This window comes from Azohydromonas australica DSM 1124, from assembly GCF_000430725.1.
Lineage (GTDB): Bacteria > Pseudomonadota > Gammaproteobacteria > Burkholderiales > Burkholderiaceae_C > Azohydromonas > Azohydromonas australica.
On the sequence record NZ_AUMO01000045.1, the window covers coordinates 43652 to 68184 of the forward strand.

22 protein-coding genes and 1 other RNA gene are annotated in these 24533 nt (G+C 70.1%); 12 read left to right on the top strand and 11 right to left on the bottom strand.

Annotated elements, in window-relative coordinates:
- The first annotated feature begins 12 nt into the window (after positions 1-12).
- Positions 13-909, top strand: a complete 897-nt coding sequence (gene ntrB / locus H537_RS0108255) for a nitrate ABC transporter permease (protein ID WP_028997529.1) — start codon at positions 13-15, stop codon at positions 907-909.
- A 28-nt stretch (positions 910-937) separates the two neighbouring features.
- Positions 938-1732 (top strand): ABC transporter ATP-binding protein, encoded by a 795-nt coding sequence (locus tag H537_RS0108260; protein WP_028997530.1) that lies wholly within the window; start codon positions 938-940, stop codon positions 1730-1732.
- Positions 1733-1894: 162 nt separating this feature from the next.
- Here the strand turns inward: H537_RS0108260 and fdx are convergent, their stop codons facing one another.
- The 8 genes from fdx to uvrB form a co-directional block, all read right to left on the bottom strand.
- Complete coding sequence (gene fdx / locus H537_RS0108265) at positions 1895-2233, bottom strand: ISC system 2Fe-2S type ferredoxin (RefSeq protein ID WP_028997531.1); 339 nt, start codon at positions 2231-2233, stop codon at positions 1895-1897.
- 14 nt (positions 2234-2247) lie between these two features.
- The gene (hscA, locus tag H537_RS0108270) at positions 2248-4116 is read right to left on the bottom strand and encodes a Fe-S protein assembly chaperone HscA (protein WP_028997532.1); all 1869 of its coding nucleotides are present in this window, start codon (positions 4114-4116) and stop codon (positions 2248-2250) included.
- A 33-nt stretch (positions 4117-4149) separates the two neighbouring features.
- Positions 4150-4668 carry a Fe-S protein assembly co-chaperone HscB gene (gene hscB / locus H537_RS0108275; protein ID WP_028997533.1) on the bottom strand — a complete coding sequence of 173 codons (519 nt, stop codon included), beginning with the start codon at positions 4666-4668 and terminating at the stop codon, positions 4150-4152.
- A 106-nt stretch (positions 4669-4774) separates the two neighbouring features.
- Positions 4775-5098, bottom strand: coding sequence for an iron-sulfur cluster assembly protein IscA (iscA, locus tag H537_RS0108280; protein ID WP_028997534.1), 324 nt, complete (start codon positions 5096-5098; stop codon positions 4775-4777).
- Between the two features lie 4 nt (positions 5099-5102).
- The gene (iscU, locus tag H537_RS0108285; RefSeq protein WP_028997535.1) at positions 5103-5498 is read right to left on the bottom strand and encodes a Fe-S cluster assembly scaffold IscU; all 396 of its coding nucleotides are present in this window, start codon (positions 5496-5498) and stop codon (positions 5103-5105) included.
- A 42-nt stretch (positions 5499-5540) separates the two neighbouring features.
- Positions 5541-6761: an IscS subfamily cysteine desulfurase gene (locus tag H537_RS0108290; protein ID WP_028997536.1), complete on the bottom strand. Its 1221-nt coding sequence runs from the start codon at positions 6759-6761 to the stop codon at positions 5541-5543.
- An 86-nt stretch (positions 6762-6847) separates the two neighbouring features.
- Positions 6848-7381 carry a Fe-S cluster assembly transcriptional regulator IscR gene (gene iscR / locus H537_RS0108295; protein WP_028997537.1) on the bottom strand — a complete coding sequence of 178 codons (534 nt, stop codon included), beginning with the start codon at positions 7379-7381 and terminating at the stop codon, positions 6848-6850.
- Positions 7382-7756: 375 nt separating this feature from the next.
- Complete coding sequence (uvrB, locus tag H537_RS0108300; RefSeq protein WP_084150521.1) at positions 7757-9898, bottom strand: excinuclease ABC subunit UvrB; 2142 nt, start codon at positions 9896-9898, stop codon at positions 7757-7759.
- Positions 9899-10042: 144 nt separating this feature from the next.
- Here uvrB and H537_RS0108305 point away from each other — a divergent pair, with 144 nt between their 5' ends.
- From H537_RS0108305 to H537_RS0108335, 8 genes are all read left to right on the top strand, one after another.
- On the top strand, positions 10043-11242 hold the full coding sequence (locus tag H537_RS0108305) for an amino acid aminotransferase (protein WP_028997539.1): 1200 nt from the start codon (positions 10043-10045) through the stop codon (positions 11240-11242).
- A 266-nt stretch (positions 11243-11508) separates the two neighbouring features.
- On the top strand, positions 11509-12855 hold the full coding sequence (locus H537_RS41855; protein WP_051242173.1) for a polyhydroxyalkanoate depolymerase: 1347 nt from the start codon (positions 11509-11511) through the stop codon (positions 12853-12855).
- A gap of 49 nt (positions 12856-12904) precedes the next feature.
- Positions 12905-13561 carry an electron transport complex subunit RsxB gene (rsxB, locus tag H537_RS0108315; protein WP_028997540.1) on the top strand — a complete coding sequence of 219 codons (657 nt, stop codon included), beginning with the start codon at positions 12905-12907 and terminating at the stop codon, positions 13559-13561.
- 5 nt (positions 13562-13566) lie between these two features.
- Positions 13567-14202, top strand: coding sequence for an endonuclease III (gene nth / locus H537_RS0108320; RefSeq protein WP_028997541.1), 636 nt, complete (start codon positions 13567-13569; stop codon positions 14200-14202).
- Positions 14203-14247: 45 nt separating this feature from the next.
- On the top strand, positions 14248-14454 hold the full coding sequence (locus H537_RS0108325; protein ID WP_028997542.1) for a cell division protein ZapB: 207 nt from the start codon (positions 14248-14250) through the stop codon (positions 14452-14454).
- Between the two features lie 24 nt (positions 14455-14478).
- Positions 14479-14808 carry a cell division protein ZapA gene (locus H537_RS0108330; RefSeq protein ID WP_028997543.1) on the top strand — a complete coding sequence of 110 codons (330 nt, stop codon included), beginning with the start codon at positions 14479-14481 and terminating at the stop codon, positions 14806-14808.
- 53 nt (positions 14809-14861) lie between these two features.
- A non-coding RNA gene (gene ssrS / locus H537_RS50310) (6S RNA) lies at positions 14862-15046 on the top strand.
- A 106-nt stretch (positions 15047-15152) separates the two neighbouring features.
- Positions 15153-15962 carry a sulfite exporter TauE/SafE family protein gene (locus H537_RS0108335; RefSeq protein ID WP_028997544.1) on the top strand — a complete coding sequence of 270 codons (810 nt, stop codon included), beginning with the start codon at positions 15153-15155 and terminating at the stop codon, positions 15960-15962.
- 138 nt (positions 15963-16100) lie between these two features.
- Here H537_RS0108335 and H537_RS0108340 read toward each other — a convergent pair whose 3' ends face one another.
- Together H537_RS0108340 and H537_RS0108345 are read right to left on the bottom strand one after the other, a co-directional pair.
- The gene (locus H537_RS0108340; protein WP_051242175.1) at positions 16101-17123 is read right to left on the bottom strand and encodes a GGDEF domain-containing protein; all 1023 of its coding nucleotides are present in this window, start codon (positions 17121-17123) and stop codon (positions 16101-16103) included.
- Between the two features lie 64 nt (positions 17124-17187).
- The gene (locus tag H537_RS0108345; RefSeq protein ID WP_028997546.1) at positions 17188-18465 is read right to left on the bottom strand and encodes a type IV pili methyl-accepting chemotaxis transducer N-terminal domain-containing protein; all 1278 of its coding nucleotides are present in this window, start codon (positions 18463-18465) and stop codon (positions 17188-17190) included.
- A gap of 341 nt (positions 18466-18806) precedes the next feature.
- Here H537_RS0108345 and H537_RS41860 point away from each other — a divergent pair, with 341 nt between their 5' ends.
- The gene (locus tag H537_RS41860) at positions 18807-20084 is read left to right on the top strand and encodes an MFS transporter (RefSeq protein ID WP_084150524.1); all 1278 of its coding nucleotides are present in this window, start codon (positions 18807-18809) and stop codon (positions 20082-20084) included.
- 151 nt (positions 20085-20235) lie between these two features.
- Here H537_RS41860 and H537_RS0108355 read toward each other — a convergent pair whose 3' ends face one another.
- Positions 20236-21960, bottom strand: coding sequence for a bifunctional protein-serine/threonine kinase/phosphatase (locus H537_RS0108355; RefSeq protein WP_028997547.1), 1725 nt, complete (start codon positions 21958-21960; stop codon positions 20236-20238).
- Positions 21961-22017: 57 nt separating this feature from the next.
- On the opposite strand from H537_RS0108355, the gene nirB reads away from it, so the two are divergent.
- A complete protein-coding gene (gene nirB / locus H537_RS0108360) occupies positions 22018-24498 on the top strand; it encodes a nitrite reductase large subunit NirB (RefSeq protein WP_028997548.1) in 2481 nt (826 codons plus the stop codon).
- The last annotated feature ends 35 nt before the right edge of the window (positions 24499-24533 follow it).

The window sequence follows — 24533 nt, forward strand, 5'->3', positions numbered from 1 at the left end:
CAGGAGAAGACCATGGTCAGTGCCGTCTTTCACTCGCCCGCCGAGGCCGCCGCAGAGGCTTCCGCCCAGCCCGCCGCCGCGGCCAAGCCCTCGCACGCACCGGCCGCCAAGCCCGCGCTGGAGCGCCGCCCGCTCATCGACCTGCGCGCCCTGGCCGGCGCCGTGCTGCCGCCGGTGGGGGGCATCGCGCTGCTGGTGGGCCTCTGGGCCCTGCTCACGATGAACAGCACCACCTTCCCGACGCCGGCGGCGACCTGGGAAGCCGCCGTGCAGCTGTTCGCCGACCCGTTCTACCGCAACGGCCCCAACGACCAGGGCATCGGCTGGAACATCCTCAACTCGCTGCAGCGCGTGGCCGTGGGCTTCGGGCTGGCGGCGCTGGTGGGCATTCCGCTGGGCTTCCTGATCGGCCGCTTCGCCGTGCTCAACCGCATGGTCTCGCCGCTGGTGAGCCTGCTGCGCCCGGTGTCGCCGCTGGCGTGGCTGCCCATCGGGCTGCTGGTGTTCAAGTCCGCCAACCCGGCCGCGATCTGGACCATCTTCATCTGCTCGATCTGGCCGATGGTGATCAACACCGCCGTGGGCGTGCAGCGCGTGCCGCAGGACTACCTCAACGTGGCGCGCGTGCTCAACCTCAGCGAGCTGACGCTGGCGCGCAAGATCCTCTTCCCCGCCGTGCTGCCCTACATGCTCACCGGCGTGCGCCTGTCGGTCGGCACCGCCTGGCTGGTGATCGTGGCCGCGGAGATGCTCACCGGCGGCGTCGGCATCGGCTTCTGGGTCTGGGACGAGTGGAACAACCTCAACGTGCAGCACATCATCATCGCCATCGTCGTCATCGGCGTGGTGGGCCTGCTGCTGGAACAGGCGCTGGTGGCCCTGGCCAAGCGCTTCTCCTTCGATGACTGACCGCAACACACGAGCCTGAGGACCCACCATGCAGAACTTCATCAGCATCGAAGGCGCCGAGATGGTGTTCGACACCAAGAAGGGCCGCTTCCACGCGCTGCAGGGCATCGACCTGCGCATCGCCCAGGGCGAGTGCGTGTCGCTCATCGGCCACTCCGGCTGCGGCAAGAGCACGCTGCTCAACCTCATCGCCGGCCTGACGCGGCCCACCCAGGGCGTGCTGCTGTGCGAGAACCGCGAGATCACCGGCCCCGGCCCGGAACGCGCGGTCGTGTTCCAGAACCACTCGCTGCTGCCCTGGCTGAGCTGCTACGACAACGTGTACCTGGGCGTGGAGCGCGTCTTCGGTGCCAAGGAGAGCAAGGCGCAGCTCAAGGCGCGCACGCTGGCGGCGCTGGAGCTGGTGGGCATGGGCCACGCCACAGCCAAGCGGCCCAACGAGGTTTCCGGCGGCATGAAGCAGCGCGTGGGCATCGCCCGCGCCCTGGCAATGGAGCCCAAGGTGCTGCTGATGGACGAGCCCTTCGGCGCCCTGGACGCCCTCACCCGCGCCAAGCTGCAGGACGAGCTGCTGCGCATCGTGGCGCGCACCAGGAGCACCGTGGTGATGGTCACGCACGACGTGGACGAGGCCGTGCTGCTGTCCGACCGCATCGTGATGATGACCAACGGCCCGGCCGCCACCATCGGCGAGATCGCCACCGTGGACCTGGAGCGCCCGCGCGACCGCGTGGCGCTGGCCGAGGACCTGCGCTACATCCGGCTGCGCAAGCAGGTGCTGGACTTCCTCTACACCCGCCACGGCGAGAAGCGCGCCGCCTGACGCGTGCTGCAGCAGGGCGGCGGGGCCCGACTCCGGAACGCCGCCCTTTCCTTGGCGCCTGCGTGCCGCAGCACGCAGGCGTCTTTTCTTGGAGCCGGCCGAGATGCCGGACCCAAGCAAAAGGGGCCTTGCGGCCCCTTTTCTTTTGCTCGTGCGCTTCGCTCAGTGCTTCTCGCGCGCGTGGTTGATCGAGTACTTCGGGATCTCGATCGTCACGTCCTGGTCCGAGATGATGGCCTGGCACGACAGGCGCGAGGTGGGCTCCAGGCCCCAGGCGCGGTCGAGCAGGTCTTCCTCGGCCTCGTCCATCTCGCCCAGGGACTTGAAGCCCTCGCGCACTACCACGTGGCAGGTGGTGCAGGCGCAGCTCAGCTCGCAGGCGTGCTCGATCTCGATGTGGTTGTCGAGCAGCGCCTCGCAGATCGAGGTACCGCGCTTGGCCTCGATGGTGGCGCCCTCGGGGCAGTACTCCGAGTGGGGCAGGATGCGGATGACGGGCATGGGCGACTTTCGGTTCAGACTTCTTCGATGGTGCGGCCGGTGAGCGCCGACTGGATGCCGCGGTTCATGCGCGCGGCGGCAAAGGCCTCGGTGCCCTTGGCCAGGCGCTCGACGGCAGCGTTGATGGCGGCGTGGTCCTGGCCCTGGGCCACTTCGGCCAGCTCGCGCATGAGGGCGTCGATGTCGGCGCGCTCCTGTTCACTGAGCAGGTCGGCGTCAACGGCCAGCGCCGATTGCGTGGCCAGCAGCATGCGCTCGGACTCCACCAGCGCCTCGCGCAGCGCGCGCGCGCTCATGTCCGCGTCGGCCTGCTGGAAGCCCTCCTGCAGCATGCGCGCGATGTCCTCGTCGGCCAGCCCGTAGCTGGGCTTCACCTGCACCGCGGCCTCCACGCCCGAGCCCTGCTCGCGGGCGGCGACGTGCAGCAGGCCGTCGGCATCCACCTCGAAGGTGACGCGGATGCGCGCCGCGCCGGCGACCATCGGCGGGATGCCGCGCAGCTCGAAGCGCGCCAGCGAGCGGCAGTCGCTCACCAGCTCGCGCTCGCCCTGCACCACGTGGATGGCCATGGCGGTCTGGCCGTCCTTGAAGGTGGTGAACTCCTGGGCCTTGGCCACGGGAATGGTGGTGTTGCGCTCGATGATGCGCTCCACCAGCCCGCCCATGGTCTCGATGCCCAGCGACAGCGGAATCACGTCCAGCAGCAGGATGTCCTCGGCGCCGGCGTGGCCCGCGAGCTGGTGCGCCTGCACCGCGGCGCCCAGCGCCACCACCTCGTCGGGGTTGAGGTTCACCAGCGGGTCGCGGCCGAAGTACGCGCCCACGGCGTGGCGCACGGCCGGCATGCGGGTGGAGCCGCCCACCATCACCACGCCCTGCACTTCGTCGCGCGCGACCTTGGCGTCGCGCAGCACGCGGCGCACGCTGGCCAGCGTGCGGTCCACCAGCGGCTTGGTCACTTCGTCGAACTGCGCGCGCGTCACCGTCACTTCCAGCACGCCGTCGCCCAACTCGCAGCGCAGCACGGCCTGCTCCTCGTTGCTGAGCGCTTCCTTGGCTGCGCGCGCGCTCACCAGCAGCGCGCGCTTGTCGTGCGCGCTGAACTCGGCGCCCACGGCCTCGCGGCCGCTCTGCGCCAGGGCCCAGTCAGCCAGCAGGGCGTCGAAGTCGTCGCCGCCCAGCGCGGCATCGCCGCCGGTGGCAACCACCTCGAACACGCCCTTGGTCAGGCGCAGCAGCGAGATGTCGAAGGTGCCGCCGCCCAGGTCGTAGACGGCGTAGAGGCCCTCGCTGCCGTTGTCCAGCCCGTAGGCCACGGCGGCTGCGGTGGGCTCGTTGATCAGGCGCAGCACGTTGATGCCGGCGAGCTTGGCGGCGTCCTTGGTGGCCTGGCGCTGCGCGTCGTCGAAGTACGCCGGCACCGTGATGACGGCGCCGAACAGGTCGTCGTTGAAGGTGTCCTCGGCGCGGTGGCGCAGCGTGGCCAGGATCTCGGCCGACACTTCCACCGGCGACTTCACGCCTTCGCGCGTGTGCACCGCCACCATGCCGGGCTGGTCCACGAAGCGGTAGGGCAGCTTGGCGTGGCCGGCGAGGTCCGCCAGCTTGCGGCCCATGAAGCGCTTGACGGAGACGACGGTGTTCTCCGGATCGTCGGCCTGCACGGCCAGCGCCTCATGGCCGATCTGGCGCCGGCCGCCGTCGAGATAGCGCACGGCCGAGGGCAGGATGACGCGGCCCTGGTCATCAGGCAGGCACTCGGCCACGCCGTGTCGCACCGCGGCGACCAAGGAGTGCGTGGTGCCCAGGTCGATACCGACGGCAATGCGCCGCTGGTGCGGGTCCGGCGTCTGGCCGGGTTCGGAGATCTGCAGCAGTGCCATGTCTCGTTGTTGTGTGTGCCCGAGGGAGGGCCGTTATTGTCCCAGCGCGTCCAATCGGGCTTCGATGTCCTCGCGAAAGCGCGCGACGAACATGAGGGCTCTGACGCGCTGCGCCGCCGTGGCGGCGTCGTGGCGCTCGTCCAGCAGCTGCCTCACCTCGTCCAGCAGCGCTTTCTCGGAGGCGCGCACCTCCTCGTCCAGCGCCTCCACCGCGGCGGCATCCTCGGCCTCCTCCAGCGCCTCGCGCCATTCCATCTGCTGCATCAGGAAGGCACCGGGCATGGCGGTGTTGCTGTGCGCGTCGATGGGCGCGCCGCGCAGCTCGCACAGGTAGGCGGCGCGGGTGAGCGGGTCGCGCAGGCGGCGGTAGGCCTCGTTGATGCGCACCGACCACTGCATGGCCAGGCGCTGCGCGGTGTGGCCGTCGGCGGCGAAGCGGTCCGGGTGCACGCGCGCCTGCAGCTGGCGCCAGCAGGCATCGAGCGCGGCGCGGTCGATGGAAAACTTCGGCGCAAGGCCGAACAGCGTGAAGTCGTCGTCGGTGAGGTTCATGAACGCGGGCCGGGCCGGCGGATCGAGCGGCGCGGCGGGCGCGCATTGTGGGCCACGCAACGACAGTGCCGCCCGAAGGCGGCACCGGCACGGGCGTGGCGCGAGCTCAAACGCGGAAGGATTCGCCGCAGCCGCAGCGGTCCTTCTCGCGCGGGTTGTGGAACTTGAAGCCCTCGTTGAGCCCTTCGCGCACGAAGTCCAGCTCCGTCCCGTCCAGGTACGGCAGGCTCTTGGGATCGATCAGGATCTTGACGCCATGCCCTTCGAAGACATGGTCCTCCGGCGCCACCTCGTCGGCGTACTCCAGCTTGTAGGCCATGCCCGAGCAGCCGGTGGTCTTGACGCCCAGCCGCACCCCCACGCCCTTGCCGCGGCGCGAGAGGTAGCGCGTGACGTGGCGGGCTGCCGCTTCGGTCAACGTGACAGCCATGGCCTTACTGCGCCACCGAGCCGTGCTTGGCCTTGTAGTCGTCCACCGCGGCCTTGATCGCGTCCTCAGCCAGGATCGAGCAGTGGATCTTCACCGGCGGCAGCGCCAGCTCCTCGGCGATGTGCGTGTTCTTGATCGTCAGCGCCTCGTCCAGCGACTTGCCCTTGACCCACTCCGTCACCAGCGAGCTCGACGCGATGGCCGAGCCGCAGCCGTAGGTCTTGAACTTGGCGTCCTCGATCAGGCCCGTGGCCGGGTTGACCTTAATCTGCAGCTTCATCACGTCGCCGCACGCGGGCGCGCCCACCATGCCGGTGCCCACCGTCTCGTCGCCCTTGGCGAAGGAGCCCACGTTGCGCGGGTTCTCGTAGTGGTCCACCACCTTGTCGCTGTATGCCATGACCGTTCTCCGAAAAACTAGTGAATCAAGTGCGTGTGCGGGTCAGTGCGCGGCCCACTGGATCGTGCTGATGTCGACGCCGTCCTGGTACATCTCCCACAGCGGCGAGAGCTCGCGCAGCTTGGCCACGCGCTCCTTGAGCGTGGAGACCGCGTAGTCGATCTCTTCCTCGGTCGTGAAGCGGCCGATCGTCATGCGCAGGCTGGAGTGCGCCAGCTCGTCGCTGCGGCCCAGCGCGCGCAGCACGTAGCTGGGCTCCAGGCTGGCCGAGGTGCAGGCCGAGCCCGAGCTCACCGCGATGCCCTTGATGCCCATGATCAGCGACTCGCCCTCGACGAAGTTGAAGCTGATGTTCAGGTTGTGCGGCACCCGCTTTTCCAGGTCGCCGTTGACGAAGGTCTGCTCGATGTCCGACAGGCCCTTGAGCAGCCGCTGCTGCAGCGCGCGGATGCGCTCGCGCTCGGCCGGGCCTTCTTCCTTGGCGATGCGGAAGGCCTCGCCCATGCCCACGATCTGGTGCGTGGGCAGCGTGCCGGAGCGCATGCCGCGCTCATGGCCGCCGCCGTGCATCTGCGCCTCCAGGCGCACGCGGGGCTTGCGGCGCACGTACAGCGCGCCGATGCCCTTGGGCCCGTAGGTCTTGTGCGAGGCCAGGCTCAGCAGGTCCACCGGCAGCGTCTGCATGTCGATGTCCACCTTGCCCGTGGCCTGCGCCGCGTCGACGTGGAAGATGATCCCGCGCTCGCGGCAGATCGTGCCGATGGCCGGGATGTCCTGGATCACGCCGATCTCGTTGTTCACCAGCATCACCGACACCAGGATGGTGTCCGGACGCAGCGCGGCCTTGAACTTCTCCAGCTCGAGCAGCCCGTCCTCCTGGACGTCCAGGTAGGTCGCCTCGAAGCCCTGGCGCTCCAGCTCGCGCACCGTGTCCAGCACCGCCTTGTGCTCGGTCTTGACGGTGATGATGTGCTTGCCGCGCGTCTTGTAGAAATGCGCCGCGCCCTTGAGCGCGAGGTTGTTGGACTCGGTGGCACCGGAGGTCCAGACGATCTCGCGCGGGTCGGCGTTGATCAGCGCGGCGACCTGCGCGCGCGCCTTCTCCACGGCCTCCTCCGCTTCCCACCCCCAGGCATGACTGCGCGAGGCGGGATTGCCGAAGTGCTCGCGCAGCCACGGCACCATCGCATCGACCACGCGCGGGTCCACCGGCGTGGTGGCGCCATAATCCATGTAGATCGGGAAGTGCGGCGTCATGTCCATGGGAAAGAGCTTTTGTCCAGCATTGGGCGGGCGGCATGCCGCCCGCGGGTGTTAGAGAAGACGGAGCGCCCGCGCGCCCCGCGTGCTCACTTGGTGAAGGCGTTGCCCAGCGCGAAGACCGAGTTGGGCGCCGTGACCTTGATCGGCTTGACCACCGGGGTGCTGGAGATGGCGCGCTTGACCGGCGCTTCCTCCACCGACACGCCCTTGGCGATCTGGTCGTCCACGAGCTTCTGCAGCGAGATGGAATCGAGGTACTCGATCATCTTGTTGTTGAGGTTGGTCCAGAGCTCGTGCGTCATGCACTTGCCCGAGTCCTCGCCCATGCAGTTTTCCTTGCCGCCGCAGCCCGTGGCGTCCAGCGCCTCGTCCACGGCGACGATGATGTCGGCCACGGTGATGTCTTCGGCCTTGCGGCCCAGCGAGTAGCCGCCGCCCGGGCCACGGGTGCTCTCCACGAGCTCGTGGCGGCGCAGCTTGCCGAACAGCTGCTCCAGGTACGACAGCGAGATCTGCTGGCGCTGGCTGATCGCCGCCAGGGCAACCGGGCCCGAATGCGAGCGCAGCGCCAGATCGATCATCGCGGTGACGGCAAAACGGCCCTTGGTGGTAAGACGCATCGAAGTACTCCTGCGCCGCTGCGGCGGCAATCGCTGACCCGGTCCTCCCGCGGATCACACGGGTCGGCCGTCATGCGACCTCTACCCCCTTTCGAGGGCTTTCCACCCGGCTTATTCCGAGTGTTTTGGTCGATTATACATGAAGCCACCCTTTGGACTCGGGGGAACTACGTGGAAGTTCCCTTGATGCCATCGGGGTTTACACCCTGGAACCATACAGCGCCCGCACAAAGCTTGCTTTGGCGCAACCCCGGGTTGCAGTGAGTGCTGCGCACCTCACCCCCCGGCGGGCTTGCCAGGAAAGGCGGGCCGTGCTTGGGGCGGCAATGCCGCGCCAAGCCCCGCCAACGCCGGGCGCGGCGCGGGCCGGACGGCTCAGCCGCGGCCGTTGATGGGCACCACGTTGCTGTCGTGCACCGCCGCGCCGAAGGCCTGCTCGCGCAGCAGCGCGAGCTGGTCGCGCAGCCGCGCCGCCTGCTCGAACTCCAGGTTGCGCGCGTGCTCCAGCATCTGCTTTTCCAGCAGCTTGATGCGCTTGCCCAGGTCCTTCTCGCTCATGGCCTCCACCGCGGCGGCGGCCTGGGCGTTCTTGAGGTCGTCCTTGGCGGTTTTGTCCGAGACCACCCCGTCGATCATCTCGCGCACCTGCTTGCGCACCGTGCGCGGCGTGATGCCGTGCTCGGCGTTGTAGGCCTCCTGCTTGGCGCGCCGGCGCTGCGTCTCGTCGATGGCGCGGCGCATGGAGTCGGTGATCTTGTCGGCGTACAGGATGGCCTTGCCCGAGGCGTTGCGCGCCGCGCGGCCGATGGTCTGGATCAGGCTGCGCTCGGCACGCAGGAAGCCTTCCTTGTCCGCGTCCAGGATCGCCACCAGCGACACCTCCGGGATGTCCAGGCCCTCGCGCAGCAGGTTGATGCCCACCAGCACGTCGAACAGGCCCAGCCGCAGGTCGCGGATGATCTCCACCCGCTCCACCGTGTCCACGTCGGAGTGCAGGTAGCGCACCTTCACGCCGTTGTCGGTGAGGTAGTCGGTGAGCTGCTCGGCCATGCGCTTGGTCAGCGTGGTGATGAGCACGCGCTCGTCGAGCTCCACGCGCTCGCGGATCTCCTGCAGCACGTCGTCCACCTGGTGCAGCGCCGGGCGCACCTCGATCTGCGGATCGACCAGCCCGGTGGGCCGCACCACCTGCTCCACCACCTGGCCCGTGTGGCGCTTCTCGTAGTCCGCCGGCGTCGCGGAGACGAAGACGCACTGGCGCATCTTGGTCTCGAACTCCTCGAACTTCAGCGGCCGGTTGTCCAGCGCCGAGGGCAGCCGGAAGCCGTATTCCACCAGCGTCGTCTTGCGCGCGCGGTCGCCGTTGTACATGCCGCCGAACTGGCCGATGAGCACGTGCGACTCGTCGAAGAACATCAGCGCGTCGCGCGGCAGGTAGTCCACCAGCGTGGGCGGCGGCGAGCCGGGCATGGCGCCCGAGAGGTGGCGGGTGTAGTTCTCGATGCCCTTGCAGTGGCCCACCTCCTGCAGCATCTCCAGGTCGAAGCGGGTGCGCTGCTCCAGGCGCTGCGCCTCCACCAGCTTGCCTGAGGCGACGAACTCGTCCACGCGCTGGCGCAGCTCGGCCTTGATGCCCTCGACGGCCGCGAGCACGCGCTCGCGCGGCGTCACGTAGTGACTGCTGGGATAGACCGTGAAGCGCGGGATCTTCTGCCGGATGCGCCCGGTGAGCGGGTCGAAGAGCTGCAGCGACTCCACCTCGTCGTCGAAGAGCTCGATGCGGATGGCCAGCTCCGAGTGCTCGGCCGGGAACACGTCAATGGTGTCGCCGCGCACGCGGAAAGCGCCGCGCGAGAACTCCGTGTCGTTGCGCGAATACTGCATGCGCACCAGCTGCGCGATCACGTCGCGCTGGCCCATCTTGTCGCCCACGCGCAGCGTCATCACCATCTGGTGGTAGTCGGCCGGGTTGCCGATGCCGTAGATGGCCGAGACCGAAGCGACGATCACCACGTCGCGCCGCTCCAGCAGGCTCTTGGTGGCGGAGAGCCGCATCTGCTCGATGTGCTCGTTGATCGCGCTGTCCTTCTCGATGAACAGGTCGCGCTGCGGCACGTAGGCCTCAGGCTGGTAGTAGTCGTAGTAGCTGACGAAGTACTCGACGGCGTTCTTGGGGAAGAACTCGCGGAACTCGCTGTAGAGCTGCGCGGCCAGCGTCTTGTTGGGCGCGAACACGATCGCCGGGCGGCCCAGCCGCGCGATGGTGTTGGCCATGGTGAAGGTCTTGCCCGAGCCCGTGACGCCCAGCAGCGTCTGGAAGCTCAGGCCGTCCTGCACGCCCTCCACCAACTGCTCGATGGCCGTGGGCTGGTCGCCCGCAGGCAGATAGGGCTGGAACAGCTCGAAGGGCGAGCCGGCGAAGCGCGCGAACTCGCCCTGCGGCGCTTCAGCTTGCGGCGCCGCCGGGGCGTCGTCCTGCACGGCGGCGGAGCTCGGTACGGGCTTGGGAGAAGGCATCTGGAATCCTGGAATACCGGGGAAAACGACGTGGCGGCTTAGAATTGCGCGCCCTCGCGGGTCACACCGCAGGGCAATCCGACAGCCTAGCGCATCGCCCGTACCCTCAGCGGCGACGCTCCTCTCCCCCTTCTGGAATCACCCATGTCCCTGTTTGCCGCCGTCGAAATGGCCCCGCGCGACCCGATCCTGGGCCTCAACGAACAGTTCGCCGCCGACCCCAACCCCGCCAAGGTCAACCTGGGCGTGGGTGTGTATTTCGATGATGAGGGCAAGCTGCCGCTGCTCAAGTGCGTCGCCGCCGCCGAGCAACAGCTGCTGGAGGCCAAGAAGCCCCGCGGCTACCTGCCCATCGACGGCATCGCCGCCTACGACAAGGCGGTGCAGGGCCTGGTGTTCGGCGCCGACAGCGACGCCGTCAAGGGCGGCCGCGTCGCCACCGTGCAGGCCCTGGGCGGCACGGGCGGCCTGAAGATCGGCGCCGACTTCCTGAAGCGCGTCAACCCGGGCGCCAAGGTGCTGATCAGCGACCCGAGCTGGGAGAACCACCGCGCGCTGTTCACCAACGCGGGCTTCGAAGTCGGCACCTACCCGTACTACGACGCCGACAAGCGCGGCGTGCGCTTCGACGACATGGTTGCCGCGCTGCGCAGCGCCGCTAAGGGCACGGTCGTGGTGCTGCACGCCTGCTGCCACAACCCCACCGGCTACGACATCACGCCCGAGCAGTGGACGCAGGTGGTCGCCGCCGTCAAGGACGCCGGCCTGGTCGCCTTCCTCGACATGGCCTACCAGGGCTTCGGCGAGGGCATCGCCGAGGACGGCGCCGTGATCCAGCAGTTCCTGGACGCGGGCATCGACTTCTTCGTCTCCACCTCGTTCTCCAAGAGCTTCTCGCTCTACGGCGAACGCGTGGGCGCGCTGAGCGTGGTGTGCGACAGCGCCGACGAGGCCGCCCGCGTGCTCTCGCAGCTCAAGATCGTCATCCGCACCAACTACTCCAACCCGCCCACCTTCGGTGCGCAGGTGGTGGCCACGGTGCTGACCACGCCCTCGTTGCGCGCGCAATGGGAAGAGGAGCTCGCCGGCATGCGCCAGCGCATCAAGCTCATGCGCTCGCTGCTGGTGGAGAAGCTGCAGGCCGCCGGCGTGAAGCAGGACCTCTCCTACATCGTTCGCCAGAAGGGCATGTTCAGCTACTCCGGCCTGGGCAAGGAGCAGATGCAGCGCCTGCGCAGCGAGTTCGGCGTCTACGGCGTGGACTCCGGCCGCATCTGCGTGGCCGCGCTCAACAGCCGCAACATCGACGCGGTGGCCAGCGCCATGGCCCAGGTTTCCGCCTGACGCGAACCTGACTTCCGGCGCACCGCCGCGACAGCGGGCACGGTGGCCGGAAATTTTGCGTGAACTGCATCGCACATGGGCCGGGTTTCCGGCCCTTCGCACATCCTTGACTTGTTTCAGGATGGCACGCTCCCGCCTCGTCGCGCATAAAAATTGCTGCACTTGCACAAAGAGCCGTACCTTGTCAGGTGCAGCTCATCTGCGGCGCTCATCCTAAAAACGACCGAGACGTCGTCCGTCCCCAATCTGCTGCGAGGTTCCGTTCGATGCTGTACCAGCTCTACGAAAGCCAGCGCGCCCTGATGGCGCCCTTCTCCGAGTTCGCCAGCGCGGCTTCAAAGCTGTACGACCATCCGCTGTCGCCCTTTGCCCACTCGATCCTGTCGCAGCGCATCTCCGCCGCCCTCGACCTGCTGCACCGGCTGGCCAAGGATTACGAGAAGCCCCAGTTCGAGATCACCTCCGCCACCGTCAACGGCGTGGAGGTTGCGGTGCAGGAGCGCGTGGCGCTGCAGAAGCCCTTCTGCCGGCTGCTGCGCTTCAAGCGCTTCAGCGACGACCTGCAGGCGCTCACCGCCATGAAGGGCCAGCCCACGGTGCTGGTGGTGGCGCCGCTGTCGGGCCACCACTCCACGCTGCTGCGCGACACGGTGCGCTCGCTGCTGCACGACCACAAGGTCTACATCACCGACTGGACCGACGCGCGCATGGTGCCCGCCTCGGACGGCCCCTTCCACCTCAACGACTACGTCGAGTACGTGCAGGAGTTCATCCGCTTCATCGGACCGAACGTGCACGTGATCTCCGTGTGCCAGCCCACGGTGCCGGTGCTCGCGGCGGTGTCGCTGCTGGCCAGCCGCGGCGAGGACACGCCGCGCACCATGACCATGATGGGCGGCCCCATCGACGCGCGGCGCTCGCCCACCGCCGTGAACAACCTGGCGATGAACAAGCGCCACGAGTGGTTCGAGAACAACGTGATCTACCGCGTGCCGCCGAACTACCCCGGCGCCGGGCGGCGCGTGTACCCGGGCTTCCTGCAGCACACGGGCTTCGTGGCCATGAACCCGGACCGCCACCTGAGCTCGCACTACGACTACTTCCTCGACCTGATCCGCGGCGACGAGGACAGCATCGAGGCGCACCGCAAGTTCTACGACGAGTACAACGCCGTGCTGGACATGCCGGCCGATTACTACCTGGAGACCATCAAGACGGTGTTCCAGGACTTCGCGCTGGTCAACGGCACCTGGGAAGTCAAGGGCGAGTTCGTGCGCCCGCAGGACATCTCCACCAGCGCGCTGCTGACCGTCGAGGGCGAGCTCGACGACATCTCCGGCGCCGGCCAGACCAAGGCCGCCCACGACCTGTGCACCGGCATCCCCAAGGAGCGCCAGTTCCACTACGACGTCGAAGGCGCCGGCCACTACGGCATCTTCTCCGGCCGCCGCTGGCGCGAGAAGGTGTATCCGCAAGTGCGCGACTTCATCGCCCGCTTCGACAAGGAAGTGGCGGCCCCGGCCAAGCCCGAGGCGCTGCCCAGCGCCTCGGCCGAGGCCGTGCCGGCGGTGCCCGCGCGCTCCAAGCGCTCCACGACCAAAGCCGGTGCCTGAAGAAGCCGTTCCAACCCCTGCGCTGAAACCGGCTGCCGCCCTGCCCCCGCTGCAGGGCCTGGCCGCCGCCGTCGATGCCGCGCTGCCGCAGACGCAGTGCACCCGCTGCGGCTACCCGGACTGCCGTGGCTACGCGCAGGCCGTGGCCGCCGGCGAGGCGGGCATCGACCGCTGCCCGCCCGGCGGCGCCGAGGGCGTGCGCCGGCTGGCGGCGCTCACCGGCCAGCCGCCGCGGCCGCTCGATGCGGCCTGCGGCACCGAGGCACCGCGCAGCGTGGCCTTCATCGACGAGGACTGGTGCATCGGCTGCACGCTGTGCATCAAGGCCTGCCCGGTGGACTGCATTGCCGGCGCCACCAAGCGCATGCACACCGTCATCGAGAGCGAGTGCACCGGCTGCGAGCTGTGCGTGCCCGCCTGCCCAGTGGACTGCATCGTGCTGGAGCCCGTCACCGCCGCCACCGGCTGGGAGGCGTGGAGCCCGGCGCAGGCCGAGCAGGCCCACCAGCGCTACGCCGCGCACCGCGCGCGGCTGGCGCAGGCCGAGGAGGACACGCGCGTGCGCCTCATCGCCAAGGCCGAGGCGAAGCTGGCCGACCTGCCCGCCCACAGCCGCCACCAGGACCCCGAGACGCTGGACAAGAAACGCTCCGTGATCGAGGCCGCGCTGGCCCGCGCCCGCGCGCAGCGCGGCTCGCGGGTGTGAACGCCATGAACGATCAGGCTGTCGAACGGCTCTTCGCCACGCTGCGCGCCGCCAACCCGCAGCCCACCACCGAGCTGGAATTCACCAACGTGTTCGAGTTGCTGGCGGCGGTGCTGCTGTCGGCGCAGTCCACCGACGCGGGCGTCAACAAGGCCACGCGGCGGTTGTTCCCGGTGGCCGGCACGCCGCGCAAGATGTTCGCGCTGGGCATCGAGGGCATTGCGGGCTACATCCGCAGCGTGGGGCTCTACCCCACCAAGGCCAAGAACCTCTGGAACACCAGCCGCATCCTGCTGGAGCAGCACGGCGGGCGCGTGCCGCGCAGCCGCGAGGCGCTGGAGGCGCTGCCCGGCGTGGGCCGCAAGACGGCCAACGTGGTGCTCAACGTCGCCTTCGGCGAGCCGACCATGGCAGTGGACACTCACATCTTCCGCGTGAGCAACCGCACCGGGCTGGCGCCCGGGCGCACGCCGCTGGAGGTCGAGCAGGGACTGCTGCGGCGCGTGCCCGAGGCCTACCGGGTGGATGCGCACCACTGGCTGATCCTGCACGGGCGCTACGTCTGCCAGGCCCGGCGTCCACTGTGCGAGCGCTGCGCGGTCGCCGACTGCTGCGACCAATTCCTGGGCAGCCGACCGTAAGGGCGCGGGGCCTACAATCCCCGGCCTCGCCTCGCCCTCCGAACCATGCCGACCCTGGAAGAACTTGCCGAGCGCATCGAGTTGCTCGCGCGCCGCCATGAGCAGCTCCAGCAAGCCCATGCCGAGCTGCAGCGCCAGCACGCCGAGCTCGGCGCCGAGCGCGACCAGTTGCGCTCGCGCCTGAACGCCGCACGCTCGCGCATCGACGTGCTCATCGAACGGCTCTCCACCACCGACGCCCGCCAGGGCTGATCCGCTGCCGCGTCCCCTTTCGCCATGAAACAGCTCGAAGTCACCATCCTCGGCCAGAGCTACCTGCTGGGCTGCCCTGACGGCGGCGAGCAGGCGCTGCAGTCCGCCGTCGCGCAGGTGGACCGCGAGATGACGGCCATCCGCGACGCCGGCCGCATCAAGGCGCGCGAACGCATCGCCGTGCTGGCCGCGCTCAACCTGGCCTACCAGCTCGTGCAGCGCCCCGCCACGCCGCCGCCCGCGCCCGCCGAAACCGGCACCGCGGCCAGCGCGCCGAGCGAGGCCCAGTTGCTGGCGCTCATCGAGCGCATCGACCGCGCGCTGGCCGCGGATGCGACTTCGGGCACGCCTTGACAGGGTTGATGTGCCTCATTTCGCAGTCGTTGCGGACGAGGGCGTAAAATTCACCTCGTCCGTCGCGTTCGTGTGGGTTCTATATTTCCTTGAACCGATGCTCTCGCGAGCAAGGGCCTGGAAAATTGCTGGACGGGCGCGATCGTCTCGCGTCAGACGAACCCGAAGTCCTGCTGACCGGACCCACCTGAATCCCCTGGGTTCAGGAATGCGGCCTACAGCTCGCGACGGACACCCCCTCTTTCCTTACCCGCGTCTCGCACCCGTTGCAGCCGGCAGCGTCCCTGCTGGCGCGGCGCGTGCCCTTGCGCGGCAGCGGCCGGACGCGTCGGCCCTTTAGCACCATGGACCTTTCACTCGCGGCCGAGTTGCTGCTGCTGGGCTGCTGCACCGGCTTTCTCGCGGGCCTGCTGGGCATCGGCGGCGGCATGCTGCTGGTGCCGTTCCTGAGCATCATTCTGTCGCAGCGCGGCGTGCCCTCGGGCATGGCGGTGAAGATGGCCATCGCCACGTCCATGACCACCATCGTCTTCACCTCGCTGTCCAGCGTGCGCGCGCACCACAAGCGCGGCGCGGTGCGCTGGCCGCTGGTGCGCAACATGGCGCCCGGCATCGTGGTGGGCGGACTGGTGGCCGGCGCGGGTGCCTTCGCCATGGTCAAGGGCCAGGCGCTGGCGCTGTTCTTCGCCGCCTTCGTCGCCTTCTCGGCCACGCAGATGCTGCGCGGGCGACCGCCGCATCCGGACCGCGACATGCCCGGCCGCCTGGGCCAGGCCGCCGCGGGCAGCGGCATCGGCTTCCTCTCGGGCCTGGTGGGCGCGGGCGGGGGCTTCGTGTCGGTGCCCTTCATGACCCGCTGCAACGTGCCCATCCACCATGCGGTGGCCACCAGCGCGGCGCTGGGCTTTCCCATCGCGGTCGCCAACACCGCGGGCTACCTCGTCGGCGGCCTGGGCCTGCCGCCAGCCCTGCCCGGCGCGCTGGGCTACCTGTACCTGCCGGCGCTGGCCGTGGTCGCCCTGGCCAGCGTGACCATGGCGCCCGTGGGTGCGCGCGCCGCGCACGCGATGGACGTGCGCCAGCTCAAGCGCGCCTTCGCCGTCCTGCTGTACCTGCTCGCGGCCTACATGCTCTACAAGGGCCTGAGCATCTGATCAGCCGGGTTGGTGCCGGCGCAACCAGCTTGCCGGGCCCGTAGCGGCCCCACTGGAAAGCGCGACGGCGCGCCGTGAAGTAAGCCCGCTGCGCGCGGGCATGCCGAAGCGGCTCTCAGCGGCCGCAGCGGGCCGGCCTCAGCCCTGCACCGCGAACGGCACCCGCGCCAGCGCCACCTGGTCGCCCCCGCGCTGCTGCGCCTCGGCCAGCGCCGCCTGGCAGGCGGCCACCAGCGCGGGCGCCTCGCCGGCGGTGTGCGGGCAGCTCGCCACGCCCATGGACACGCTGAAGCGCAGCTCGCGCCCGGCGCTCACCACGATCTGCGCCGCGCACTCGCGCCGCAGCTGCTCCATGCGCCCGTAGGCCACGGCCAGCCCCACGTTGGACATCAGCACCGCGAAGCGCTGGCCGTCCAGACGACAGGTCCAGTCCGCGGCGCGGGTGTTGGCGCGCAGCAGCCGCGCCAGCGTCGCGCGCACGCTCTCCAGCGCCGTGTCGTCCCAGGCGGCGACTTCCGCGCGCGGCGCGTCCAGCGCCACCCACACCAGCGCGATCTCGCGGTGCTCCTGGTGCACGGAAGCCACCGCGCGCTCCAGCTGCTCGTCGAACAGCGCGCGCGACTGCAGCCCGGCCTGCGCACCCAGCGGGCCGCCCTCGCCGTACAGCTCGTTGTACAGACGCTGCTGCTGTTCCAGCTGCTGCAGCACCTCGCGCAGCCGCTGCTGCTCGCGGCGCTGCGGCCCCAGGTCGGTCCAGATGCTGCACAGCAGCCGCCGCCCATCGGGCAGCAGCCGGATCTCGCGCCAGACGCCGAACTCCTGCTGCGCCCCGTGCCACTCGAAGCGGTGCTCGCTTTGCAGCGGCTTGTCCGGCGGCAGCTGCAGCGCGTGCTGCTCGGCCGCGCGCAGCGGTGCGGGCAGCGGCGGCTCCAGCGCCGCGTCGCCCTGCGCGCGCAGCGCGGCCGGGTCGCAACGCAGCCACTGCGCCATCGCCTCGTTGACGTGCAGGTAGGCGCCGCTGTCGGCGTCCTTGAGCGCCAGCAGCATGCCCTGGCGCGTCATCCAGGCCGGCAGCAGCCGGCCCAGCAAGGCCGCCAGCGCGTCTTCGGACAGCGCGTCGGCAGCGGTCGTCTCGGCTTGGGGAGGAGGAACGGTAGACATGCTGAGCAGGGCGGAGACTGGGGCCTGAGCAGGATAAGCCGCCGCGGGCGGCGCGAGGAAGGTTTCAGTCGAACAGCAGCTGCGCGCTGCGCTCGTAGTCGCCGGTGAGTTCCTCGAAGCGCGCCAGCAGCGCCTCGGCGGCCTGCGCGAGCTGCCGGCGCCCGCTCTCGTGCCCGGCCTCGCGCACGCCCTGCTGCATGCGCTGCCACTCGCGCGCCGCGGCATCCAGCGCGATGCGGATCGCCGGCGAGCTCAGCGGCGACTGCTGCAGCCGCTGCAGCGCCTGGTCGAACTCGCGCGCCGTGGCCGCCGCCAGCGACAGCGCCTGCGCGCCCGCCGGCGTCGCCAGCAGCGCGCCCATCAGCACCTGCTTGAGCAGGCGCTGGCCCAGCATGCGCTGGCGCCCGGCCAGGTTCACGGCGGAGAGCGTCTGCAGCGCGCTGCCGCCCTCCAGCGCGCGCGTGAGCGTCTCGGCCGCCGCCAGCAGCGCCTCCGCGGCGGCGTCCAGCGCCGGCAGCCCGTCGAGCTGCGGCGCGGCGTCCAGCGCGCGCTCCAGCGCGGCCCAGGCCGACTGCAGCGGCTGCAGCAGGTCACCCAGGGTCGGCGCCGACAGCGTGCGGCCCAGCTGCTCTAGGTTGCGCTGGGTCTGCCTGCGCGCGGCGGACTGCAGTGCCGCGGCGTCCACGTCCGGCGCCGGCGCCAGGCGCAGCGCCTGCAGCGCCACCAGGCGCTGCGAGAGCATGCGCAGCTGCCCGCTGCGGTTGAGCGCCTCGGCGTCGCGCGCGGCGTCGATGAGCTGCTGCGACAGCCGCCCCACGCGCAGCTTGCCCTGCATGGCCGCGCCGCGCAGGCGGCGGAAGGCCTCGTCCTCCGACAGCCCGTGCGAGCGCATCAGGATGCCCTTGGCGCGGTCCACCAGCTTGCGCTCCTCCAGCCGCTGGTTCGCCTCGTCGCGCTCGCCGCGCAGGCGCTGCTCGTGCTCGAAGCGCACGCGCGCGAGCTGCAGCAGCGAGCGCAGCCGCGTGGGCGCGTAGCCGTGCACCACCCAGCCCGCCACGCCCAGCGCCAGCGCGCGCTGCGCCCCTTCGACGCTGGCATCGGCGGTGAACACCAGCACCGGCATCGGTTGCGTGCGCGACAGCAGCTCCAGCGCGTCGAACAGCCCGGCCTCGGCCGGCGCGGGCTCCCAGCACACGACCACGTCCGGTGCGTGCCTCAGGGCCTGCTGCACCAGCTTGTCGCACTCGCAGGCACCAATGACGTGAATGCCGGCGGCCTGGAGCTCATCGGCCAGCGGAGGTGCGCCCGTGCCGGGAGCGGAGATGACGAGGGCTGAAGTCATGCAGCGAACCGGCACCGCGGCCGGCCATACAGAGAGGGAAATGCAAGCGCCGCCATAGGGGGCGGCGTTCGGGCCGCAAGCATAGAGCAGGGCCTGCGCCAGCCCGGACCTACGGGTTGGCACGGATGGTGCAGTGCTGCATGCGGGTGCACCGCAGCACCCGGACCGCCGGCATCGCACGCCCGGTCCTGGCCACAGCGTCGTGACCAAGCATGTGCTCCACAGCCCGCAACCCGCCGCGGGCGCTTTGCCGTACCGCCGGAGAAGCCACATGAGAAGAACGCTGTCGACGCCCGCCCTCCTTTCCCCCTCCTTCCTGCGCGCCTGAGCGCCCCGCCACGATGTCGAGCTTCAAGACCTTCGCCCGTGCCGGGCACTGGCCCACGCTGGCCGCTTCCTTCCTCTACTTCGATTTCTGCTTTGCCGTCTGGGTGCTCAACGGCGCCATGGGCCCGTTCATCAGCGAGGCCTACGGACTGTCGGCGGCGCAGAAGGGCTTCATGGTGTCGGTGCCGATCCTGGCCGGGGCGCTGATGCGCTTCCCGCTGGGCGTGCTGGCGCAGTACATCGGGCGCAAGAACGCGGCGATGGTGGAGATGTCGCTGATCATCGCGGCGCTGCTGTTCGGCTTCCTGTTCGTGGACAGCTATGACGGCGTGCTGGCCATGGGCGTGCTGCTGGGCATTGCGGGCGCGAGCTTCGGCGTGGCGCTGAGCCTGGGCAGCGGCTGGTTCCCGGCCAAGTACAAGGGCCTGGCCATGGGCATCGCCGGCGCGGGCAACTCCGGCACCGTGCTGGCCGTGCTGTTCGCGCCGCCGCTGGCCATGAAGTTCGGCTGGCAGACGGTGTACGGCCTGGCCGCGGCCACCATGCTGCTGCCGCTGGCGGTGATGTGGTTCGCCGCCAAGGAACCGCCCGATCGCGAGCACCAGACCTTGCGCGAGCACATCAGCTGCCTGTTCGAGAAGGACGGCTGGGCCTTCAGCCTGATCTACGTCGTCACCTTCGGCGGCTTCATCGGCCTGGCCAGCTTCCTGCCCACCTACTTCTACGACCAGTTCAAGGTCACCAAGGTCGAGGCCGGCCAGCTGACCATGCTCGCCACGCTCATGGGCTCGGCGGTGCGCGTGGTCGGGGGCTGGATCTCCGACCGCATCGGCGGCGTCAACACCCTCTCCGGCGTGCTGCTGCTGGTGGCCGCCACGCTCACGGCCTGCGGCTTCGCGGGCACCTCGCTGGCCGGCACCACGTTGCTGTTCATGCTGTGCTTCGCCGCCCTGGGCGCGGGCAACGGCGCGCTGTTCCAGCTCGTGCCGCTGCGCTGGCCGCTGACCACCGCGGTGGCGGGCTCGATGATCGGCGAGGTCGGCGCCCTGGGCGGCGGCTTCCTGCCCAACGCCATGGGCCTGTCCAAGCAGTACATGGGCAGCTACCTCGGCGGCTTCCTGGCCTTCACGGTGCTGGCGCTGGTGATGCTGGTGATGCTGCGCGTCGTGCAGATCCGCTGGACCCGCACCTGGGCCGAGAAGGGTGGCCGCGCCCGCGTGGCCGCCGCCGAGGAGCAGGCGCCGGCCGCGCCGCGCGTCACCCGCGTCGCGCCGCGCCGCCGCGGCGCCTGAGGGCACGCGCCCGCCTGCAAGCACCATGGCTGCTCTGCCTCTCTTCCCCGTTCGCCCTGAGCTTGTCGAAGGGCCCGCGAGCCAGTCGGGCCCTAGGGCTTCGACAGGCTCAGCCCGAACGGAAGCTGTCGCTCAGCAAGCGAACATGGAATCAGCGCGGCAGGAACAGCAGCCACACGACCAGCAGCAGGTTGAAGAGCAGCGACACCACCAGCGCCGCCTTCCACAGCGCCAGCGGGTCGCGCACGGCCAGCGGCGTGGCCAGGGGCGCGCCGATGCTGCGCGAGGCGCCGCGCTGCAGCGCCAGCAGCAGCTCCTCGGCGGTCTCGAAGCGCTGGCGCGGGTCGCGCGCCACGGCCTTGAGCACCAGGTGGTCCAGCCAGATCGGCACGTCCGGACGCAGCCGCGTCAGCGGCCGGGGATCGCGCCTGAAGCGCGCGGTCTGGTAAGGCTCGACCTCGCCGTAGGGCAGCTGGCCCGTCAGCCACTGGTACAGCGTCGCGCCCAGCGCGAAGAGGTCGCTGCCGCTGTCGGCCGCCGCGCCCTCCCACTGCTCGGGGTTCATGAAGCTGGGCGTGCCGGCGTGCAGCTCGCGCTGCGCCGCCGAGGCGTGCGCGCTCACGGCGGTGCCCAGGTCCAGCAGCCGCCACTGCCCGTCCTCGCCCAGGTGCAGGTTGCCCGGCTTGAGGTCGCGGTGCACCACGCCCAGCCGGTGCAGCCGGCCCACGGCGCGGGTGACGGCGATGGCGCCGCGCACCACCTCGTCCACGCCGAAGCGCTGCCCGGCATGCAGCAGCTGCTCCAGGGTGCGCCCGCCATGCCAGTCGAACACGGTGTAGAGCGCCGTGGCATCCGTCACCTCGTGCACGCGGATGAAGCCCGGCGCCCCGGCCTCGGCCAGGCGCAGACCCAGCCAGGCCTCGTGGGCGAGCATGGCGCGCTCCTCGGGATCGCTGGCGCGGGCCTCGTGCAGCGTCTTGATCGCCACCAGCGCGCCCTGTGGGCCGCGCGCCTGGTAGAGGCGGTGCACGCCGGTGTCGGCCACCAGCGCCGTGATGGCGAAGCCGTCGAGGCGGTCGCCCACCTTGAGCTTGCCGGGCGCGGGCAGCTGGCGGCTGCGGGCGAGCTCGTCCTCCAGCCGGCCGGCGTCCAGTCCCAGCACCCGCACCACCAGCGCGCTGGCGTTGTCGCGGCCGCCGGCGTCGATGGCCGCCTCGACGATGGCCTCGCTGGCCTCCTGGGCCGTGCCCTGGGCGGCCAGCTGCGCCAGCCGCGCGCGCTTGAGCACGCCGTGCACACCGTCGGTGGTGAGCACGAACACGTCGCCCACGCGCAGCAGGCCCTGGGCGTAGTCCACGCTCAGCGCCTCGTCCAAGCCCACGGCGCGGGTGAGGCGGCTGCGCTGGTCGGGATGCTCGAAGGCGTGGTCCTGCGTCAGCGGCGCGAATTCGCCGCCGCTGAGCAGCCAGGCGCGCGTGTCGCCCACGTGCGCCACGGTGTAGCCGCGGCCCTCCAGCGCCAGCGCGGTGAGCGTGGTCAGCGCCGTGGCGGGCTCGTCCACGCGGCCGGCCTCGCGCCGGTGCCAGCCGCCGCCGAGCTGGCGCTGGCGGTTCACGGCCACGAGCCAGCTGTTCTGCGCTGCGATGAGGCGGTCCAGCACCACGGTGGTGTCCCAGGTGGGCGGCGCGGCGAAGAAGTCCGACAGCAGCCCCATCACGCTGGTCTGCGCCGCCTCGCGCCCGCCGCCGCCGGTGGACACGCCGTCGGCGATGGCCGCCACCAGGCCGCGCTTCTCGCGCAGCGCGCCGGCGAAATCCTCGTTGACCTCCCTGGGACCGCGCCGGCTCGCGTGCCCGATGTCGACCTCAAAGCTCATGCGGCGATTGTCCGCGCGACGAATTCGATCTCTTGCTCCTCCTGAAGGAACGCAGCCATGAAGAAGATGAAACTGGTTCTGATCGGCAACGGCATGGCCGGCGTGCGCACGCTCGAAGAGCTGCTCAAGATCGCGCCCGATCTCTACGACATCACCGTCTTCGGTGCCGAGCCGCACCCGAACTACAACCGCATCCTGCTGTCGCCCGTGCTGGCCGGCGAGCAGACCATCGACGAGATCATCCTCAACCCGCTGGCGTGGTACGAGGAGAACGGCATCACGCTGCACCTGGGCTGCGAGGTCACGGCGGTCAACCGCGCCAAGCGCGTCGTGCACGGCCGCTGCAAGGACGGCAGCGCCATCGAGGCGCCCTATGACCGGCTGCTGATCGCCACCGGCTCCAACCCCTTCATCCTCCCGGTGCCGGGCAAGGACCTGCAGGGCGTGATCGCCTACCGCGACATCGCCGACACCGAGTACATGATCGAGACGGCCAAGACGCACAAGCACGCTGTCGTCATCGGCGGCGGCCTGCTGGGCCTGGAGGCGGCCAACGGGCTGATGCTGCGCGGCATGCAGGTCACGGTGGTGCACATCTCCAACACGCTGATGGAGCGCCAGCTCGACGACGTGGCCGGCAAGATGCTGCAGCAGTCGCTGCAGGAGCGCGGGCTGCGCTTCGCGATGGGCGCGCAGACGCAGGCGCTCATCGGCGACAAGGACGGGCGGGTGATGGCAGTGCAGTTCAAGGACGGCAGCGAGATCCCGGCCGACCTGGTGGTGATGGCCGCGGGCATCCGCCCCAACACCGCGCTGGCCGAGAAGATCGGCCTGCACTGCAACCGCGGCATCGTCGTCACCGACACGCTGCAGACCGTCACCGACCCGCGCGTCTACGCCGTGGGCGAGTGCGCCGCGCACCGCGGCATCGCCTACGGGCTGGTGGCGCCGCTGTTCGAGCAGGGCAAGGTGTGCGCGACGCACCTGGCGCAGTTCGGCATCGGCCGCTACCAGGGCAGCCAGACCAGCACCAAGCTCAAGGTCACGGGCATCGACCTGTTCTCCGCGGGCGACTTCAACGGCGGCGAGGACTGCGAGGAGATCGTGCTCAGCGATCCCTTCGGCGGCGTCTACAAGAAGCTGGTGCTCAAGGACGACAAGCTCGTGGGCGCCTGCCTCTACGGCGACACGGCCGACGGCGCCTGGTACTTCAAGCTGCTGCGCGAGGGCCGCAGCGTCGCGGACCTGCGCGACAAGCTGATGTTCGGCGAGAACCACCTGGGCGACGCCGGCCACCAGGGCCACAGCAAGGCCGCGAGCATGGCCGACGAGGACGAGGTCTGCGGCTGCAACGGCGTGACCAAGGGCGCGATCTGCAAGGCCATCAAGGACAAGGGCCTGTTCACGCTGGAGGAGGTGCGCAAGCACACCAAGGCCAGCGCCTCCTGCGGCTCCTGCACCGGGCTGGTGGAGCAGATCCTGATGTTCACCGCCGGCGGCGACTACTCCGCCACGCCCAAGAAGAAGGCGATGTGCGGCTGCACCGAGCACAGCCACCAGGACGTGCGCGACGCCATCCGCGCCGAGAAGCTGCTGAGCGTGGACGCGGTGTACCAGACGCTGGGCTGGCGCAATGCCAACGGCTGCTCCAGCTGCCGCCCGGCGATCAACTACTACCTGCTGAGCACCTGGCCCAAGGAGGCGCGGGACGATCCGCAGAGCCGCTTCATCAACGAGCGCGGCCACGCCAACATCCAGAAGGACGGCAGCTACTCCGTGATTCCGCGCATGTGGGGCGGCGAGACCAGCGCCGCCGACCTGCGCCGCATCGCCGACGTGGTGGACAAGTACGCCATCCCCACCGTCAAGGTCACGGGTGGGCAGCGCATCGACCTGCTGGGCGTGAAGAAGGAGGACCTGCAGTCCGTCTGGCGCGACCTGGGCATGCCCAGCGGCTTGGCCTACGCCAAGTCGCTGCGCACGGTGAAGACCTGCGTGGGCGCCGAGTGGTGTCGCTTCGGCACCCAGGACAGCACGCAGCTGGGCAAGGACCTGGAGCACGCGCTGTGGGCGATGTACTCGCCGCACAAGGTCAAGATGGCCGTCAGCGGCTGCCCGCGCAACTGCGCCGAGTCCGGCACCAAGGACGTGGGCGTCATCGGCGTGGACTCCGGCTGGGAGATCCACATCGCGGGCAACGGCGGCATCAAGACCGAGGTGGCGCAGTTCTTCGTGAAGGTGAGGACGGCCGAGGAGGTACTGGAATACGCCGGCGCCTTCCTGCAGCTCTACCGCGAGGAAGGCTGGTACCTGGAGCGCACGGTGCACTACGTGGAGCGCGTGGGCTTGGATCACGTCAAGAAGCGCGTGCTGGAGGACGCCGAGAACCGCAAGGCGCTGTGGGCGCGGCTGCAGTTCGCGCTCGATGGCCAGCCCGACCCCTGGCAGGAAGCCGTCAAGGCCGGCATGGACACGCGTCAGTTCGAGCCGCTGCGCCTGAGCGCCGAAGCGCTGTCCGGCGAGCCGGCCAAGGCCTGAGCACTTCCGTCCCCGAACTCCCCCTCTGGAAGCTG

Bases quoted from the DNA above. Each gene is read 5' to 3' on its own strand.
- iscA (WP_028997534.1), bottom strand. From the start codon at position 5,098: ATGGCTGTCACGTTGACCGAAGCGGCAGCCCGCCACGTCACGCGCTAC.
- iscR (WP_028997537.1), bottom strand. From the start codon at position 7,381: ATGCGTCTTACCACCAAGGGCCGTTTTGCCGTCACCGCGATGATCGAT.
- H537_RS0108305 (WP_028997539.1), top strand. From the start codon at position 10,043: ATGTCCCTGTTTGCCGCCGTCGAAATGGCCCCGCGCGACCCGATCCTG.
- H537_RS0108355 (WP_028997547.1), bottom strand. From the start codon at position 21,960: ATGAGCTTTGAGGTCGACATCGGGCACGCGAGCCGGCGCGGTCCCAGG.
- fdx (WP_028997531.1), bottom strand. From the start codon at position 2,233: ATGCCCGTCATCCGCATCCTGCCCCACTCGGAGTACTGCCCCGAGGGC.
- H537_RS0108325 (WP_028997542.1), top strand. From the start codon at position 14,248: ATGCCGACCCTGGAAGAACTTGCCGAGCGCATCGAGTTGCTCGCGCGC.
- H537_RS41855 (WP_051242173.1), top strand. From the start codon at position 11,509: ATGCTGTACCAGCTCTACGAAAGCCAGCGCGCCCTGATGGCGCCCTTC.
- H537_RS0108330 (WP_028997543.1), top strand. From the start codon at position 14,479: ATGAAACAGCTCGAAGTCACCATCCTCGGCCAGAGCTACCTGCTGGGC.
- hscB (WP_028997533.1), bottom strand. From the start codon at position 4,668: ATGAACCTCACCGACGACGACTTCACGCTGTTCGGCCTTGCGCCGAAG.
- nth (WP_028997541.1), top strand. From the start codon at position 13,567: ATGAACGATCAGGCTGTCGAACGGCTCTTCGCCACGCTGCGCGCCGCC.
- iscU (WP_028997535.1), bottom strand. From the start codon at position 5,498: ATGGCATACAGCGACAAGGTGGTGGACCACTACGAGAACCCGCGCAAC.
- H537_RS0108260 (WP_028997530.1), top strand. From the start codon at position 938: ATGCAGAACTTCATCAGCATCGAAGGCGCCGAGATGGTGTTCGACACC.
- H537_RS0108340 (WP_051242175.1), bottom strand. From the start codon at position 17,123: ATGTCTACCGTTCCTCCTCCCCAAGCCGAGACGACCGCTGCCGACGCG.
- H537_RS41860 (WP_084150524.1), top strand. From the start codon at position 18,807: ATGTCGAGCTTCAAGACCTTCGCCCGTGCCGGGCACTGGCCCACGCTG.
- H537_RS0108335 (WP_028997544.1), top strand. From the start codon at position 15,153: ATGGACCTTTCACTCGCGGCCGAGTTGCTGCTGCTGGGCTGCTGCACC.
- H537_RS0108290 (WP_028997536.1), bottom strand. From the start codon at position 6,761: ATGGACATGACGCCGCACTTCCCGATCTACATGGATTATGGCGCCACC.
- H537_RS0108345 (WP_028997546.1), bottom strand. From the start codon at position 18,465: ATGACTTCAGCCCTCGTCATCTCCGCTCCCGGCACGGGCGCACCTCCG.
- nirB (WP_028997548.1), top strand. From the start codon at position 22,018: ATGAAGAAGATGAAACTGGTTCTGATCGGCAACGGCATGGCCGGCGTG.
- uvrB (WP_084150521.1), bottom strand. From the start codon at position 9,898: ATGCCTTCTCCCAAGCCCGTACCGAGCTCCGCCGCCGTGCAGGACGAC.
- hscA (WP_028997532.1), bottom strand. From the start codon at position 4,116: ATGGCACTGCTGCAGATCTCCGAACCCGGCCAGACGCCGGACCCGCAC.
- ntrB (WP_028997529.1), top strand. From the start codon at position 13: ATGGTCAGTGCCGTCTTTCACTCGCCCGCCGAGGCCGCCGCAGAGGCT.